Source organism: Aurantimonas marianensis (assembly GCF_024195285.1).
GTDB lineage: Bacteria > Pseudomonadota > Alphaproteobacteria > Rhizobiales > Rhizobiaceae > Aurantimonas > Aurantimonas marianensis.
Window position 1 is genome coordinate 32,148 of sequence record NZ_JALHBS010000069.1, and the last position, 17,515, is coordinate 49,662.

Annotated in this window: 15 protein-coding genes; 8 read left to right on the forward strand and 7 right to left on the reverse strand. The window is 62.3% G+C overall.

The annotated features are described in order from the left end of the window. Positions 1-3 precede the first annotated feature (3 nt). Positions 4-1,500 carry a complex I subunit 4 family protein gene (locus tag MJ956_RS11690; RefSeq protein ID WP_253964635.1) on the forward strand — a complete coding sequence of 499 codons (1,497 nt, stop codon included), beginning with the start codon at positions 4-6 and terminating at the stop codon, positions 1,498-1,500. Between the two features lies 1 nt (position 1,501). Beyond that, entirely contained in the window at positions 1,502-2,911 is a 1,410-nt protein-coding gene (locus tag MJ956_RS11695; protein ID WP_253964636.1) for an NADH-quinone oxidoreductase subunit N, read from the forward strand. 58 nt (positions 2,912-2,969) lie between these two features. Here MJ956_RS11695 and MJ956_RS11700 read toward each other — a convergent pair whose 3' ends face one another. The 7 genes from MJ956_RS11700 to MJ956_RS11730 form a co-directional block, all read right to left on the reverse strand. After that, on the reverse strand, positions 2,970-4,244 hold the full coding sequence (locus MJ956_RS11700; protein WP_253964637.1) for an adenylate/guanylate cyclase domain-containing protein: 1,275 nt from the start codon (positions 4,242-4,244) through the stop codon (positions 2,970-2,972). 459 nt (positions 4,245-4,703) lie between these two features. Beyond that, entirely contained in the window at positions 4,704-4,988 is a 285-nt protein-coding gene (locus MJ956_RS11705) for a copper-binding protein (RefSeq protein ID WP_253964638.1), read from the reverse strand. A 47-nt stretch (positions 4,989-5,035) separates the two neighbouring features. Then, positions 5,036-5,524 carry a cupredoxin domain-containing protein gene (locus tag MJ956_RS11710; protein WP_253964639.1) on the reverse strand — a complete coding sequence of 163 codons (489 nt, stop codon included), beginning with the start codon at positions 5,522-5,524 and terminating at the stop codon, positions 5,036-5,038. Positions 5,525-5,575: 51 nt separating this feature from the next. Beyond that, positions 5,576-6,964, reverse strand: coding sequence for a multicopper oxidase family protein (locus MJ956_RS11715; RefSeq protein ID WP_253964640.1), 1,389 nt, complete (start codon positions 6,962-6,964; stop codon positions 5,576-5,578). An 18-nt stretch (positions 6,965-6,982) separates the two neighbouring features. Then, the gene (locus MJ956_RS11720) at positions 6,983-8,440 is read right to left on the reverse strand and encodes a TolC family protein (RefSeq protein WP_253964641.1); all 1,458 of its coding nucleotides are present in this window, start codon (positions 8,438-8,440) and stop codon (positions 6,983-6,985) included. 447 nt (positions 8,441-8,887) lie between these two features. Then, complete coding sequence (locus tag MJ956_RS11725) at positions 8,888-9,271, reverse strand: hypothetical protein (RefSeq protein WP_253964642.1); 384 nt, start codon at positions 9,269-9,271, stop codon at positions 8,888-8,890. A 345-nt stretch (positions 9,272-9,616) separates the two neighbouring features. Next, positions 9,617-10,231: a TetR/AcrR family transcriptional regulator gene (locus MJ956_RS11730; protein WP_253964643.1), complete on the reverse strand. Its 615-nt coding sequence runs from the start codon at positions 10,229-10,231 to the stop codon at positions 9,617-9,619. A gap of 195 nt (positions 10,232-10,426) precedes the next feature. On the opposite strand from MJ956_RS11730, the gene MJ956_RS11735 reads away from it, so the two are divergent. From MJ956_RS11735 to MJ956_RS11760, 6 genes are all read left to right on the forward strand, one after another. Beyond that, complete coding sequence (locus tag MJ956_RS11735; RefSeq protein ID WP_253964644.1) at positions 10,427-11,278, forward strand: FAD binding domain-containing protein; 852 nt, start codon at positions 10,427-10,429, stop codon at positions 11,276-11,278. 5 nt (positions 11,279-11,283) lie between these two features. Continuing rightward, positions 11,284-11,799: a (2Fe-2S)-binding protein gene (locus MJ956_RS11740; RefSeq protein ID WP_253964696.1), complete on the forward strand. Its 516-nt coding sequence runs from the start codon at positions 11,284-11,286 to the stop codon at positions 11,797-11,799. Next, positions 11,796-14,183, forward strand: coding sequence for a xanthine dehydrogenase family protein molybdopterin-binding subunit (locus MJ956_RS11745; RefSeq protein WP_253964645.1), 2,388 nt, complete (start codon positions 11,796-11,798; stop codon positions 14,181-14,183). The genes MJ956_RS11740 and MJ956_RS11745 overlap by 4 nt, the downstream gene beginning before the upstream one ends. A gap of 44 nt (positions 14,184-14,227) precedes the next feature. After that, a complete protein-coding gene (locus MJ956_RS11750) occupies positions 14,228-15,295 on the forward strand; it encodes a C4-dicarboxylate TRAP transporter substrate-binding protein (protein ID WP_253964646.1) in 1,068 nt (355 codons plus the stop codon). 142 nt (positions 15,296-15,437) lie between these two features. Then, positions 15,438-15,992, forward strand: a complete 555-nt coding sequence (locus MJ956_RS11755) for a TRAP transporter small permease subunit (protein WP_253964647.1) — start codon at positions 15,438-15,440, stop codon at positions 15,990-15,992. Then, entirely contained in the window at positions 15,989-17,314 is a 1,326-nt protein-coding gene (locus MJ956_RS11760; RefSeq protein ID WP_253964648.1) for a TRAP transporter large permease, read from the forward strand. Before MJ956_RS11755 ends, MJ956_RS11760 begins: the two co-directional genes overlap by 4 nt. Positions 17,315-17,515: the final 201 nt, after the last annotated feature.

Below are 17,515 nucleotides of genomic sequence, written 5' to 3' on the forward strand. Positions count from 1 at the left end.
GCCATGCTGACACTGTCCATCCTGCTCCCGCTGATCGCATCCCTTGCTCTCGCCGTGCGGGCAGCGTGGAGCGAGACGATGGCGCGCCTGATCGCGATGGCGGCGTCGGGTTCGTCGTTGCTACTGCTGGTCCTCGTTTGGATCGGCTTCGATTCCGGCGCGGACGCGCCGGCGTTTCAGGCCGTGGGCGAGCTCCAATGGATCCCGACGCTCGGCGTCGCCTGGCGCGTGGGCGTCGACGGCATGGCGCTCGCCATCTCCCTGATGAGCGGGCTCCTGTTTCTCTGTGCCATCGCGTGGCCGGCGGATTACAAAGGCAGGGCGCGGCAATACTATGCCTGGTTCCTGTTCCTGCAGGGGGTCTCGCTGGGTCTGTTCCTGACCCTCGATCTGCTCGTCTTTTATGTCTTCTTCGACCTCAGCCTGGTCGGCATGTATTTTCTGATCGGTCGCTGGGGCCACGGCGACGCGGAATACGCGGCGCTCAAATTCTTCATCTATACGCTGGCGGGATCGCTGGCGATCCTGCTGGCGATCCTCGGTCTCGTCCTGGCGAACGACACGCTGACCTTCGACATGCGCGAATTGATCGCCGCGCAACCCCTGCAAGGAGCGGACGTCCGCTCGAGCCTCGTGCTTCTTGGATTTCTGGTCGGCTTCGCGATCAAGACACCCCTCGTGCCGTTCCACACCTGGTTGCCGCTCGCCCATGTCGAAGCGCCGGGGCCGGCCTCGGCGATCCTCGCTGGCGTACTGCTCAAGATGGGCACCTACGGAATCGTGCGGATTCCCTTTTCGATGATGCGCGAAACCTTCTCCGCATACGCTTTCCCCTTGGCGATCGTCGCCGTCATCTCGATACTGTGGGGCGCGATCGTTGCCCTCGGCCAGACCAATCTGAAACGGCGGATCGCCTACACCTCGGTCAATCACATGGGCTACACGGTCCTCGGCATTGCCGCGGCCGGCGCGGCGATCGGCGGCGACGCGGCGCGAAGCCTGGCGCTCAACGGCGCGATTACCGAGATGGTCGCGCATGGCCTCATCACCGGCTCGCTGTTCTTGATGGCCGGCTCCTTCTGGCAGCGATCCGGAACCTATGAGCTTTCGGCCTATGGCGGGCTTGCCCGCGTTGCGCCGAAGCTGATGATCGGATTTTTCCTGGCAGCCTTCGCCAGTTTTGGCTTGCCCGCGCTGGCCGGATTCGTGGCGGAGTTTCAGATCTTCGCTGGCACGTTCGCCATCTATCCGTGGCTCGCCGCGATCGGCCTGATCGGCATCCTCATAACGGCGGCATTGTTCCTGTCGATGCTGCAGCAGATCTTCTTCGGCGAGCTTCCAGATCAGCGTCAGAGCTTTGCCGATCTCAACAGGACCGAGGCCGGGTTCCTTGCGCTCCTTCTCGCCCTGGTCGTGCTGATCGGCATCTATCCCGGCTGGCTGCTTGCCATGATCGAAACCGGGTCGGCTTTCCTGCCTCTCCAGGGGACCGAAGGCTGACATGATGCCGCTTGGAGATATTCTCCCGGAGATCACCGTCATCCTGGCGGCGGTCGCCATCCTTCTGTTCGCGTCTTTCGCCCCACGACGGCTGCAGTGGATCGGCGCGCCTCTCGCCCTGTGTGGGCTGGGCGTTGCCGCCTTCCTTTGCGGACTTCAGATCGGCTCGGAGCGGCTGACCTTCTCGGGAAGCTGGGCGCTCGACGCAGCCAGTATTTGGGGGCGGCTGCTCATCCTCGGCGCGACGGCCTTCGTCGTCGTCATGTCGCCCGATTGGTTCGACCGGGACCGCCGGCATGGCGAATACTACGCCATCCTCCTGTTCTCAGCGCTCGGCGCGATGGCGATGGCCGGCGCCGCCGATATCCTCCAGCTTGTCATCGGCGCTCTGCTCTCCTCGGCGACCGGCTATGTCCTGGCCGCCTATCATCGCGACTGGGCCTTGTCGGTCGAGGCCGGCATGAAGTTCTTTCTGATCGGTGCGCTGGCCAATACCAGCCTGATGCTCGGCGCCATCATGATGGTCGGTATGCTGGGCGATACGGGGTTCACAGGGATGAGCGCGACGCTGGCCTCCGGTGAATCGTCGCCGGTCCTGCTCCTGGGGACTGTCCTCGTCCTGGTCGGCCTGAGCTACAAGCTCGGCGCCGCGCCTGCTCACGCCTGGATGCCCGATGTCGCCGAAGGCGCCCCGGCTCCAGCCGCCGCCTTCCTCACAGTTGTTCCGAAGATTGGAGCCGCGATCGTGCTGGCCCGCCTTGTCTCGCTGTTTCCCATCGACGCGGCCGCCGTCCGGCCCCTGGTCGCGGCCTTGGCGCTGGTCACCATGACGCTCGGCAATTTGGCCGCGCTGTGGCAGGATGATCTGCGCCGGATGCTCGGCTGGTCGTCGGTGTCGCAATCGGGCTACGCGCTGATGGCGGTCACCGTGGTCGGGCTCAGCCCCGCCGCGATACCGGCCCTGATCATCTTCCTTCTCGGCTATGGCACCGCCAACCTTGCGACCTTCGCCGCGATCACGCATCTGCGTGGCCGCACCGACCGCGCCGGTTTCTCCGGCCTCGCCAGCAGCAGGCCACTGGAAGCGACCGCCATCATTATCGGGCTCTTATCCCTGGTCGGCATCCCGCCGCTAATCGGCTTTGTCGGCAAGCTCGAACTGTTCCTCGCTACGATCGAGGGCGGATACGCCTGGCTCGCGGTGGCCGCTGTGGCCAACACCGTCGCCTCGCTGTTTTATTACCTGCGCTTCATCGCGCCGATGATCTTCGCCAAATCATCGAGCGAGCCGGCAACGCTCGGCCCATGGTCCGGTGTCGCCATGGTCACCGGACCCATTGCCGTCGTCTTGCTCGGTCTGTTGGTGAACGTCATCCTGGCGCCGCTCATCGGGATCGAGCTGCTGCCCTGATGATTTTGGCCTGCGTCATTCCGCCTGGGGGTCCGCAACGGCGGAGATCACGCGGCGATCAGCTCGGCATCTGTTCAATCGGAAGATAAAAGACATCCGCGGCTTCGAGTCGGCCTGGCACCTGAACGTTTTGACTCCATCGCCAGCTCAATCCGAGCCGTCCTGACGGCAATCGCCGCAGGATCTCCCGCGAAATGACGATCTTGGCCCCAAGCGTCTTCGACATTTCCTGCAGGCGATGCGCAAGGTTCACCGCATCCCCGAGTACCGTGTACTCGCTGTGCCGACCGCCGAGGACAACCCCGCCAATGACATGGCCGTGGTGGATCCCGACGCCGAACTGGAGCGGAATCTTGCCGTTATTGGTCCTCATGTCGCTCCATGTCTCGAGGCGATGGATCAGGTCGCATGCGCAGTCGAACGCACGCACGGCGTCCGTGGCATCGGGATGGGGGAAGCCGAACACCGCCATGACGCCGTCGCCCATGAACTTGTCCACCCGTCCGTCCCATTCCGAAACCGTCTCCACCACCCGTTGACGGTATTCCGACAGCAGCGACGCGACATCTTCCAGCGCCATTTGCTCCGACAACCCCGTGAAGCCGCGGATGTCGATAAAGACGACGGCCGCCTCGTTTCGCTGAAGTGCGACATGTGCCCCACCCGATGCCAGCAACACTGCCGTCGTCGGAGAGAAAAATCGGGAAAGATTGGCGCGTTCGCTTGACGTCGACACGGCGAAGCGGACGAGCCGCCTGATGTCGACCACCAACATGACCTGGATGGCCGCGACAGCCGCGAAGGCGAGAAGGCGCACGCTCGCCGCTTGCAGTTCCTCCGACGACATCCCGATCTGGAACGGGTCGTCGAACAGGGACAGCGCCGCTACGGCGGCGGATCCCAGAGTCACGAGAGTAGCGAAAACCGCCACCGGACCGGCGCGCATCCGCATGCTGGCGTGGGAGAGAAGGACAAACGCGATCGCCAGACTGGGCGTTGCCAGCGCTTCCACGAAGGATGAGCCGGGAATAAACATGTGCTCGGCCGCGAGATAGACGACCAAGGCGGCATCGATGCAGATGTAGGGCCAATTCAGCCACGAGCGGAACAACCCGGACACCACGAGAGCCACGGCCAGAACCGACGTCGCGGCATACGCGATCAACAGCGTGAGATGCGTCTGGTGGTTGATAACGTCCGGCTCGAGAGCCACCGAGATGGCGAAGACGAGAAGCGCGAGGAAGCGCCAGATGACGGTCCTCAGCTCGTTACGCCGCTCGACCTCCAAGATCATTCCGTCGATGTCGTTGCGGCCCGAGTCGATTGCTACCATTGGGGTGAATGCCTCGGCATTTTGATTGCTTGATGTCGCCGTCGACATTGACGGCGCGCATGACGGCAGGAGCACGCGCTCTCGCGCCTGCCTCGCGTCCCGGGTTGCAATGGAGGGAGCGCTGTCCCGCGCCGGAGATCGCAATCGATCCAATCAGCGGACGCTATCCCCGAACATGTCTTATCGGCGGAACGCGATGGCGGTATTTATCCGAATGAACACAGAGGATGCATGCATCCATATGTTATTTATATATACATGTTTATAATATATATTGAATTATGTTATTATCATGACAGTCATGTTTGCCTATTTTATAATAAATAATTGACTTCTTCATTGCATTAACTGAACAGCGAATCCAGTTGCTGGCGTCGCTCTCGGCCGGTCCGCGACCAGCATTGTCGCGGACCGGCTCGGGGCGACCTCCAGGTCGCCCCGAGCCATGCGTGACGAGCCCTATTTCATCTCGACGACGGTGAGCTTGCCTTTGACGCGATCGGCGACGAACTGGATAGTCTTGCCCTCCTTCGCCTTGGCGAGCATCGCCTCGTCAGCGACCTTGAAGACCATCGTCATGGCCGGCATGTCCAGGTTCTTCAGGGCTTCGTGCTTGATCGTCAGCTTCTGCTGCTTGGCATCAACCTTGGTGATTTGTCCCTTGGTGTACTCGACCGCGAGGGCCGGGCCGGCCAGTGCGAACGAGACAATCGCGAGGGCGGCGAGCTTGCTGAAGTTTCTCATAATATAGCTCCTGGTCGTGGGTTTGGGGGGAAGTGGTCTTGTCGCGTTCAACGCAACGCGACGGTCAATGGGCCGTGCATGCCCATTTCGTAGTGTCCAGGGATCAGACACGCGAACTCGAAATTGCCGGCCTTGGAAAAGGTCCAGACGATGTCGCCTGCATCATTGGCGGCCAGCCGGATCGCATTCGGATCGGCATGTTCCATCTCCGGGAACTTCTCCATGAGCGTCTTGTGTTCCTGGACCGCTTCCGGAGTATCCATGACGAACTCGTGCTCGAGCACGCCGTCATTAGCGATGACGAAACGGATCGTCTCGCCTTCCTTGACCTCGATCCTGGAGGGCTCGAACAGCATGTCGCCGTCCTCGGTCTCCAGCATGGTGATCGCGATGGTCCGATCGACCGCCGCCGGCTTGCCGGCACTGCCGATCGCCATTTCGTCGGCATGACCGCCGCCATGTTTACCGGCAGCCAACGCCGATGTGGCGATGAGCCCGGCTGCAAATGCCGTCGCGATGAACAGTCGTTTCTGCATAAATGATCCTCGTTCCATTTGATGTTTGCGTCCCTTGCTTTCCCGGCCTTGCTACATGCCGGAATGGGTTCCCCCGCCGGGCATCATTTGCCGCTTGGGTTTCGATGGCAGCGCGCTGCCATGGGCGCTGGAGGCGGGAGCCGATGCCGCGTCGGGCAGCGATCCGGTCCATTCGTAGGCCACGGTCCCCGGGGGATTTTCGTAGTCGCCCGGGTCTTCGTAATCGCCGGCTTCAAGCCCCTCGCGGACCTTTACGACCGTGAACATGCCGCCCATTTCGAGCGAGCCGAACTGGCCCCAGCCGGCCATCATCGGGATGGTGTTGTCCGGGATCGGCATCGACATTTCCGCCATGTCCGCCATGCCCTTGGTGCCCATCGGCATGTATTCCGGCTGGACCGCGCGGATCTTGCGGGCAACGTTGGTCTTGTCGGCTCCGATGAAGGTCGGTACGTCGTGCCCCATCGCGTTCATGGTGTGATGCGACTTGTGGCAATGCAGGGCCCAGTCGCCCGGATGGACGGCATCGAACTCGTAGGCCCGCATGGCGCCGACCGGAATGTCGATGGTGACCTCCGGCCAGCGTGCCTCCGAGCGCACCCAACCGCCGTCCGTGCAGGTGACCTCAAAATCATAGCCGTGCATGTGGATCGGGTGGTTGGTCATTGTCAGATTGCCGACCCGAACGCGCACCCGATCGTCCTTGGCGACGATAAGCGGAGCGACGTCCGGAAAAATCCGGCTGTTGATCGTCCACATGTTGAAGTCGGTCATCTCCATGACCTTCGGCAGGTAGGAGCCCGGATCGATGTCATAGGACGACAGCAGGAACACGAAGTCGCGGTCGACGGGCATGAAGGTCGGGTCCTTCGGGTGGATGACGAAGAAGCCCATCATCCCCATCGCCATCTGCACCATCTCGTCGCCATGCGGGTGGTACATGAAGGTGCCGCTCTTCACGGCGTCGAACTCGTAGACGAAGGTCTTGCCCGATGGGATCGGCGGCTGCGTCAAACCGGCAACGCCATCCATGCCGTTGGGCAGTATCAGCCCGTGCCAGTGCACGGTGGTATGCTCGGGAAGCTTGTTGGAGACGAAGATGCGAACCCGGTCGCCCTCGACGCACTCGATCGTCGGGCCCGGCGACTGACCATTATAGCCCCACAGATAGGCGGTCATGCCATCCGCCATCTCCCGCTCGACCGGTTCGGCGACGAGATGGAACTCCTTGACCCCGTTGTTCATGCGAAAGGGTAGCGACCAGCCGTTCAGAGTCACCACGGGATTGTAGTCCGGCCCCGCCGTCGGCATCAGCGGCGGCTGCGTCGCGGCCTCTTCCATGATCGGAGCTTCCGGCAAGCCCATGGCCGAGGTCTTCGACCATACGGTGGCTCCGGCGAGCGCCGCACCGGCGCCGATGAATTGTCTTCTGGAAAACATCTGTCTGGTTCCTTCCGTTCAATCGCCGTCGCCGTCGCCGTCGCCGGCCGCCATCTCGACACCACCACCCGATTCGATCTCGCCGCCGCCATAGACGGCGGAGGCCAGCCCAGCATCGGCGAGATAGAAGGCGCGCTTGGCGTTGACGGAGAGGATGATCGAGGAGAGCTTCGCCCGCGTGTCGGCCAGAAGGTCGAACGTGTTCGAAATCATGCCGTTATAGGTGAGGATCGCTTCCTTCTCGATCGTCGTGCGCAGCGGAACGACGTTCGACCTATAGTGCCTGGCGATATCGTATCGGGAACGATAGGCCTTGTAAGCAGAGCGCGCTTCCGAGCGGATGTCGACAGCCTTTGCCGCCATAACATTCGCCGCCCGCAGATACGCGAACTCGGCCTTGCGAAGACGCGCCTGACCACTGTCGAAAATCGGAATCTCCAGGCCGACCTCGAGGATCCCCGAAAGCTCGTTGGTGCTTTTTTCGCTGCCGTCCTCGCCCTCTTCGACTTCCTCTTCGAGCTCGAGGCCGGCGACCAGTTCGAGATCGGAGACGTAGCGCGTGGCCTTCGTCAGACCGTAGGATCGCGCCAGTGCATCAAGCTCGAGCTTGGCGACCTGCAGGTCGACGCGGCCGCGCAGTGCCTCCGCCTCGATGGCGTTGCGGGTCTGGATTTTGCGCGGCAGGCTTGGCAGCGCGTTCGGCACCTCAAAGGACAGGTTTGCTCCCCAGACCCCCATCAGCCGGATCAGCCGCTCCTTGGCGAGCTGCGCGGCCAGTCGCGCCTCGGCGGTCTGGCCGGTCAACTCCGCATAGAACACCTGCTCGCGCGCCTGATCGATCTTTGGAAATGCGCCCGTCTTGCCAAGTTCGGTGGCAAGTTCGGCGGCCGCATCGGCGGCTACCTTCGCCCGGTTCATGTAGGCCACGGTTTCCCAGGCGCCGACCGCTTCGATCCACGCGGCCCGCGTCTGCGCGGCCAATGCGAGCGTGCTCTCGACAGCACGCAGCCGCGCCTGAAGAACGCGACCCTCGGAGACGTCCAGTCGCCGTTCACGCGTCATCAGCCGGATGACGTTGGCCGCAATCAGCCCCTCGACGGTACGCAGCGCGCCGATGCCTGCGTAACTGACCGACAGGTTGGGATTGACCGGCAGGCTCTCCTGCCAGAGATCGGCAACCGACATGCCGATGTCGGCATAGGCGGCCTGCAGGCTCTTGTTGTTCAAGAGCGCGACCTGCACGGCCGTTTCGACCCCGACGGTCTTGTTCGCCAGGAGCTGGCTGACGCGCTTGTTGACGGCAGCCGCCTCGGCCTGATTCTGGACCCAGGCAGTTTCCTTGCCGAGGGTCGCCGCGGTCTGATTCTGCACGATCGCAAAGCCGAGCTTCGGATCGAAGTCCTCGGTGATGGCAACGCAACCCGAGATGACGAGCGGCACGACGGCAATGGCCGCCTTGCGAAGAAGACGGATCATTTGGACGTCTCCTCCCCGGTCTCGGCAGCTTCGCCGACCGGCGCGATTTCGACGCCGGACCGGCGCCATCCGGTTGGCTCGGCCGGACTGCGCCTGGAATAACCGCCGATCACGGAGCGGTAATCGGCGCTCCGGACCGCAGCGGAGGGATCTTCCGGCGAGGGGTATGTGAGAACTTGCGGCAAGCCCAAGGGTTCGCTTGTCGTGCAGCCAGCCAGAAGCAGGCCGGACAAGCCGACAGTCATGAAGCGGATCATTATAAGGACCTAACGGGCGAACTTTACCGTTCGCCAGCCATTCACGGGCCGGTCGATACGATGAAGTTCAAAAATGTGGAGACGCGAGAACACCAGACGCCTTGGGCGTGAGGCGGACTCATCCGAGGCGATGTCCGGTCCGTCAGGAACGGCATGCGAACATCATAGGGCGCGCGGCGGCGCCGTCAGATCAGGTTCGCGGGGGTCTTTCGCCGGCGGGAACCTGGCTTCCCACCAATTCGACGACGTGCCAACGGAGACCCCAAGTCGCGGGCCAGTCCAGATGGTATTCAACCATCAGTTCCGCCATTGAAGCAGGCGGACAGTGATCGTTGTGTTCGTCGCCGGTCGCACCGGAAGAGTGCTCGGCGTCGTAGGCGGTCTTGTCGGCAACCGAAGTGACATGATCCCCGGCATTTTGAGCAACCGATGGATCGACGATGGAAGCTGCAAACGCTCGGTCACCCACATCGGGCAGCGCATGCGCCATCTGAGAAGACAGCACCGCCACGCAGAAAAGCGCTGCGGCGAACAGCCTGCCTATCGCTTGCGAGGGGTACTTCGAGATCGTCATCAGCATCCGCCTAGGGGATTCGCGTGAATCCGTCCACCCTGAAATGTTCACGTCGACGTCATCGGCTAGAAAGCGTCGCACTGCAAATTCTCCGAATCGCAGAGCAGTGAGCATTGTCGACGGCGTTCGATCCCATCGTAATATGTCCGAACTCGGGCGAACGCCGCTAAATTGGTTCTCAACCTTGCCCCGGGATTGCGCGTTCGATCGCAAGGCCCCACGAGCGTGTGCATTCACGCAACTTCTTCCCGTTGCCGGACGGCGGAAATGGGCGCAAGGCGGCCCTGAATTTGGCTGGACGATCTACTGGCGCCTTGCCAGCGGCAACCGCAACGACCCCTTCTGTCAGTCCAGACCATAAACGGTCAGGAAATTCGCGATCGCCTGCTCGATGATGGCATCGACATCGTCCGGGACGCGCACCCGATAGACGAACTTTCGAATACCCAGATAAACAATGCTGCCATGAAGAAGCCAGATATCTTCCAAGGAGACAGTAACGCCGGTCGACGCACGATCGTTCAATTCCGCAAGCAATGGCTCGAAAAACAGTTCCGAGATATGGTTCAGATATCTTGCGTTGAGATCGGCGCCGGCAAGACCTGCTGAAACGAATATCCGCATCCATTCGTAAGTGAAGATCGCCGCTGCATATTCCTTGTAGAACGAGGTCAACCGTGTTTGAAGCGGATGCGAGCGATCGGCGAGTCGGGGGGCCCATTTCGGCGAGACGCGGTTGAGATAGACCTCGTTGTAGACCGCCTCGATCAGTTCGGACTTGGAGTTGAAATAGTTGAAGATGAGCGATTGCGTGACCCCGAGCCGCGCCGACAACTCACGGGTGTTACCGCCGAGCCCGACCTCAGCGAAATAGGCGACCGCGCCATCGAGAATTTGCCGCCGTCTCTCGTCTGGCGATAGCCGCTTGCGTCCGGCTGGGTGTTGCGTTCGATGATCCATCGCACCCTCTATCCCCGCGGAAAGCCCGCAGGACAAGCGATTTTCCATCCGCCAGCGAACACGATCGAATACCGCTTGCATTCGTCGCCGGTATTATAGATCATTTGATCAATTAAGTCGGATTTTGTGGAGGCGAAATCCGATTGGTTCAGCAGGTTGAACTGCCGGCCGATCAAAACGGGAGGGACTCAGTCCATGAAGGCTTCGAAGGTCGCATATGGGCGTGCCGAGACGCTCGACGACGTCTTCGGCCTCATGGACGAGGCCGGAGAGCGAGCCCGGATTCTGGCGGGCGGACAAAGTCTTGTCGCCGCGCTCAATCTGCGCCTCGACGAGGATGTCGCGCTGATCGACATCAATCGCATTCAGGAACTTTCCGGAATTGCGGACCGGGACGACGCCTTGCGGATCGGCGCGCTCACCCGTCATGTCGACCTCGGCGCGTCGACGCTCATCGCTGAGCACGCTCCGCTGCTTCACCAAGCCGTGCCGCTGATTGCACATGCGGCCATTCGCTGCCGAGGCACGATCGGCGGCTCTCTCGCCAATGCGGACCCAGCCGCGGAACTCGCCGCATGCGTCGTAGCGCTCGACGCCGAGATCGTCGCGACGAGCCGGGCCGGCGAGCGGCGCATCCCCGCCTCGCGGTTCTTTACCGGTTTGTTCGACACCGCCCTTCGGCCCGGCGAACTCATCAGCGCGATCATCGTGAGGAAGGCCGAACCCGGGGAACGCCAGCGGATCCTGGAACTCGCCCGGCGCTCGGGGGACTTTGCGATCGTCGGTCTGGCCGGGGTGCGGCGCGGGCAATCGACTCGCCTGGCGTATTTCGGCGCGGGCGACACGCCGATTCTCGCCACGAATGCGATGAAGGCGCTCGACGCGGGAGCAACCCTCGACGCGGCGGTGGCGGCGCTTTCGAATGATCTTGATCCGCCTTCCGACGCCAATGGCAGCGCGCGCTATCGCATGCATCTTGCCGCGGTTCTTTTGCGGCGGATGGTCGCAGAATTGTCGTCCGGATCGCATGTGGGAATGGCAGCATGAGCCAGATGGTGGCGAAGAGCATCGCGCGCACCGTTGAGATCGCGCTGACCGTAAACGGCGAGCGCGTCGAGGCACGTGTCGAAGCCGGCCGTCACCTCGTCGATTTCCTGCGCCTCGATCTCGGGCTGACCGGTTCCCATGCTGGCTGCGAACATGGCGTGTGCGGCGCCTGCACGCTGGAGGTCGATGGCATCCTCGTGCGCGGCTGTCTGATGCTTGCCGCGCAACTCGACGGCGCCGATGTCTGGACGATCGAAGGCGCGTCGGAGACGAAAGCCATTCGCGATCTCCAAGACGCTTTCGTTGCCCGCAATGCCTTGCAGTGCGGCTTTTGCACACCCGGAATGCTGATCGCGGCAAAAGCGCTGCTCGATGAATCTCCCTCGCCGGATCGCGCCATGATCCGTGAATATCTCGGTGGCAATTACTGCCGCTGCACAGGTTACGAAGCGATCATCGACGCAATCCAGACGGTCGCCGAAGCGCGCGCCAAATCTCCAACCCCGGGAGACGCCGCATGAACATCCGTTTCGGCAATCCCGACCGGCCGAACAGTTATATCGGTCGCACCGTGCCCCGCCCCAATGCTCGCCGGCTGGTGGAAGGACGCGGCCGTTATGTGGACGATCTCGTCCTGCCGCGCATGCTGCACGTCGTCTTTTTGCGCAGCCCGCATGCCCATGCGAAGATCAACGCCATTGCGCTGAACGGCGCCGACAAGGCCAAGGGCGTAAAGCGCGTTTTTACCGGCCGGGATCTGGTGCCGCTCTGCAGGCCATGGGTTGGCGTGCTCCAACACCTGAAAGGTATGAAGTCGGCACCGCAGCATGCGCTGGCTGTCGATCGCGCGACTTGGGTCGGCGAAGCAGTCGTCGCGGTCGTTGCCGATACGCGGCTAGCCGCCGAGGATGCGATCGCTCTCATCGACGTCGATTACGCGCCGCTCGACCCGCTGGTCGATATGCGCACGGCACTCGATCCATCGACACCTGTGCTGCACGAAAGCCTCGGCGACAATCTCACCTTTCGCCGCCTGCACGAGGCCGGCGATGTGGATGCCGTCTTCAGCTCCGACGCCACCATCGTCTCGGCAAGCTTCAAGACCGGTCGTCACACTGGCGTGACGCTCGAGCCGCGGTCGATCCTGGCGGATTACGACCCTTCCGAAAACCAGTTGACGGTGCACCATTCGACCCAGGTGCCACACATGATCCAGGTAGTGCTTGCCGAACAACTCGGCCTGCCTGAATCCCATGTGCGGGTTCAGTGCGGCGATGTCGGTGGTTCCTTCGGCATCAAGGTCCATGTCTATCCGGATGAGGTCGCGACCGCCGCGATTGCCAAGACAATGGGGCGGCCGGTGAAATTCATCGCCGACCGGGTCGAGAGCTTTTCCACCGATATCCATGCCCGCGATCACGAGATCGACGCCAGGATCGCGGTATCCAGTGACGGCAAGATCCTCGCCATCGATGTCGACGACTATACCGGCATCGGCCCCTATTCGGTCTATCCGCGCACCAGCGCGATCGAGGGCAATCAAGTCGTCAACCTCTGCGGCGGACCCTACGACTTCGCGAACTACCGCGCCCGCACCACGGTCGTCCTGCAAAACAAGACCCCGACCTGCCAGTACCGGGCGGTCGGCCACCCGATCGCAGTGACGGTCACCGAAGGGCTCGTCGATATGGCCGCCGAGGCGATCGGCATGGACCCGATCGAAATCCGCCGACGCAATCTCTACCGCGACGACGCCTACCCCGTCACCTCCGTCGCAAATCTACGGTTCGAAGGGCTGTCCCACCATCAAAGCCTCGATAAGATCATCGAACTGATGGACTACGACGGCCTTCGGGCCGACCAATGGGCGCACCGTAGCAAGAGCATCCATCGCGGCATCGGCATCGCCAGCTTCATCGAGCTGACAAATCCCAGCCCCTTCATGTACGGCATCGGTGGGGCGCGCATTTCCGCGCAAGACGGCTGTACCGTCCGCATGGACCCGGACGGCAGTGTCGTTGCGCTATCCGGCGTCACCGAACAGGGCCAGGGCACCGAGACGATGCTCGCCCAAATCGTCGCCGAATCCGTCGGCGTCGCGATCGGTCAGATCAAAATCGTCACCGGCGATACGCGTACAACCCCGTTCGGTGGCGGAACATGGGCGTCGCGCGGCACCGGCATCGGCGGCGAAGCAGCCTTGCAGGCCGGACGTGCGCTCAGGCAGAACATCCTCGGCGTCGCGGCGGTGATGCTCCAAGCGACGCCCGACGATCTCGACATACGCTCTGGTCAGATCGTTGATGCGGCAAGCGGAGCCGAGCGAATGACGCTCGCCGAGCTTGGCCGCGTCGTCTATTTCCGCGGCGACACGCTGCCGAAAGACTTGCCGCGCGAACTCGTCGTCACGCGCCACTACATCACGAGCGAATATCCCTTCGCCTTCACCAACGGTGTTCAGGCGAGCTATGTCGAGGTCGATACCGAAACCGGCTTCGTCAAGCTGCTCGGCCATTGGTGCGTCGAGGATTGCGGCCGGGTGATCAACCCGCAACTGGTCGATGAGCAGATCCGCGGTGGCATCGTGCAAGGTATCGGCGACGCGCTGTATGAAGAGAGCCTTTATGACGCGAGCGGTCAGCTGACCAACGCCACCATGGCCGACTATCTCGTACCCATGTCGGCGGAAATGCCGGATATCGTCATCGGCCATGTCGAAACCCCGACCGCCGAAAGCGAGCTCGGCGCCAAGGGCGCGGGCGAGGCCGGAACGGCCGGGGCGCCGGCTGCGATCATGAATGCCATCAACGATGCCATCCTCCCCTTCGGCGGCAGGATCACCGAGATGCCGATGACGCCCGAACGGGTGCTGACGGCGATCGGCGCGATGGCGGACGGACGATAAGCAATGCCACGCAACAAACGAGACCAACGTTCTGGGAGGAACACATGAAACACTTCACATGCCACGTCGCCGCCGTAGCGCTTCTAGCCGGTTCCATGCTCGCTTCGCCGGTCGGCGCGCAGGAGATGATCACCGCCAATATCGGCTCCAGTCATCCGGAGGCCAACATCTGGGTCTGGGCGATGAAGAACGTCTTCCAGCCCGAGGTGAATCGCATCCTGAAGGAGGGCGGCAACGAATATCAGGTCGACTGGGTCGAGAATTACGGCGGTACCCTTTATAAATACACCGACACCCGCGAGGCGGTGCGCGACGGTATCGTCGATGTCGGCATGGTCGGCACGGTCTGGGAGGGCTCGGAAATGCCGCTCCAGAACGTGACCTACTTCACGCCCTTCGCCACGTCCGATCACACGATGATCATCGACATCTTCGACAAGCTCTCCGATGAGCTGCCCGAACTGCGCGACAGCTGGGCGGCCCAAAACATGGTTCACCTCTCCTCGCTGATTACCGACAGCTACGACGTCTACGCCAATTTCGAGATCGACACGCTCGCCGATCTCGCCAATCATCGCATCAACGCGCCGGGCACCTCGGCGAATTGGCTCGCCGATACCGGAGCGACGCCGCTCGATGGCGCGCTGACGACTTACTACACCGACATACAGACCGGCGTCTCGGAAGGCGCCCTGTCCTTTGCCAGCGGCATCCTGCCGACCCGCGTCTACGAAGTCGCGCCGAAGCTGACCCGCGTCGGCATCGGATCGATGTATTTCGGGGGCATCGCGGTCAACAAGGACTTCTTCGACAGCCAGCCGGAAGCGGTCCAGGCGGCATTTCGCGAGGCCGGCAAGATCACCTCGAAGCGCCACGGCGAATACGTCACCGAGAAAGCCACGACCGCGATCGACGAAATGCAGAAGGCGGGCCTTGCGATCACCGAATTGCCGGACGCCGAGAAGACAGCCTGGGTGGAAAAGCTTCCCGATATCGTCCAGCCTTGGCTCGACCAGACCGGCGAAGCGGGCAAGACCGTGCTGAAAGCCTATTTCGACGCGCTTCGCGAACGCGGAGCCAAGCCGTTGCGCGACTGGGACGCCGACCGCTGAGCCAGGCCGGACATCCGCGGTCGCCCCGGCGGCGGTCATGCCATCGCCGCCAGGGTCACGTATGTGACATTCTCGGCCCGCGTCACGCCGCCGGGGGCCCTGTGCGCGCAATCAATTTTCAACCATGCCGTTGGAGAAAAGCGTGACGGACGAAACGCGGCCGGAACCGCCGATAGCAGAGACCCGTCGGAGCGACAGAGGGCTTTTGGGATTGATCGTCTCGGTCTTCGCCGCGATCGGCACACTCTGGATCTTCGGTTTAATGCTGCTCGTCGTCGCCGACGTGCTCGGCCGCAACTTCTTCAATCATCCGATTACCGGCGTCGCGGAGTTCTCCGCCCATTCGGTGGTTGCGATCGTCTTCCTGCAGATGTCAGCCGCGGTTCTGGCGCGCCGCATGACCCGGGCGGACTTCCTTTCCCGCATGCTGCGCACACGCTCGCCTGAGCTGGTGAAGGGGATCGACACGCTCTTTGCGCTGACCGGCGCGGCAATTTTCGGCGCGATCATCTATGCGACTTGGCCAGGGATGGTGCGCGCTTGGCAAAATGACGAGTTTTTCGGTGTTCAGGGTGTCTTCACGCTGCCGACTTTCCCATTCTGGGCGCTGATCGTCGCGGGATCGGCGATCACCTTGATCGCTTACCTGAAGGTCGCCCTCATGGAAATGCGCCGGGCGCCGGCCGGTGCCGCATGACCACCCTCACCATCGGCTTCCTGCTTATCGGCGCGCTGGTTCTGCTGGTACTTCTCGGCATGGAGATCGCGATCGCGCTTTTCGCCGCCGGTTTCGCGGGCATCTGGATCATCCGCGAGAATTTCGAACTGGCGATGCGGCTGTTATCGCTCGCCGCCTATAGTGGTGTCTCCGATTTCCTGTTCGCCACGATTCCGCTCTTCGTTCTGATGGGACTGATCGTCAGCGTCTCCGATGTCGGCAAGGATACTTTCCAAGTCGCCGAAACGCTTCTGCGGCGCCTGCTCGGCGGCCTTGGCATCGCGACGGTCGCGGCCAACACGGTCTTCGCCGCCGTTACCGGCGTATCGATTGCCTCGGCCGCCGTCTTCACCAAGATCGCGGTCCCCGAGATGCGGCGACACGGCTATACTGCGGGCTTTTCCGCCGGCACCGTCGCGGGTTCGTCAATTCTTGGAATGCTGATCCCGCCGAGCCTCTTGATGATCATCTACGGCGTGCTCGCCGAGGTGTCGATCGGCGCGATGTTCATCGCCGGCATCATTCCTGGCATCGTCCTCGCGCTCGGCTTCGTCGCCGCGATCTTGTTGATGGCGAGATTCCGGCCCGCGAGCGTCTTTACCGATCCGGCCCACGCGAAGGAGCGGCGCGGCGAGGCCGAGACTGTGCTCACCATTGGCGAGATGACGTTGAAGCTCGTGCCGATTCTCGCCCTTGTGGTTCTCGTCCTCGGCGGTCTTTACACGGGCTTCTTCACGCCGACCGAAGCGGGTGGCGTCGGCGCCTTCGGCGCGCTCGTCATCGCGCTTGTCCGCCGCAAGCTGGACCGCGCCAAGATGTGGCAGGTGTTGAAGCAGACCGGCGTTGTTTCCGTGTCGATCCTCGTCTTGCTGATCGCCGCCGGCTTCTACAGCCGCATGCTCGCCGTTGCCGGCATCCCCAATGCTATCGGCGAGCTTGTCGCAGCTGGCGGTCTTGGCGCCTGGGGCTTCATTCTGCTCTACGTCATCATCGTCCTCCTGATGGGGATGATCCTCGATTCGACCTCTATCCTCTTGATCCTGGTTCCGATCGCGGCGCCGATCGCGAAAACCTTCGGTTTCGACCTGATCCAGTTCGGTGTGGTGACGGTGCTCGCGGTTGAGATCGGTCTTCTGACACCACCTTTCGGGATATCCGTCTTTACGGTCCACACGACACTCGACGACCCGGATGTCGGCGTCGAGACCATCTTCCTTGGCGCCATGCCCTATATTGTTGTCATGCTGTTGACGCTTCTTTCGGTTGCGACCGTGCCTGCCCTGACGCTCGCTCTCGTCTGAACCACGCCCTTCACGCTCGAAGGGGTATGGATCATTGCGGCCGACTTTGCGGAAGGTCGGCAACGGTGCGGGAGCGTCGGCTGCATTGGCAAGACGCATCGAGGCGCGGGCCTGCTGGTCCTCGACCGCCTCGGAGGCGATCACCGTCGATTGCCGCTTGCACAAGAGGACGTTCGGAGAGAATTCTTACCATACAGGGCA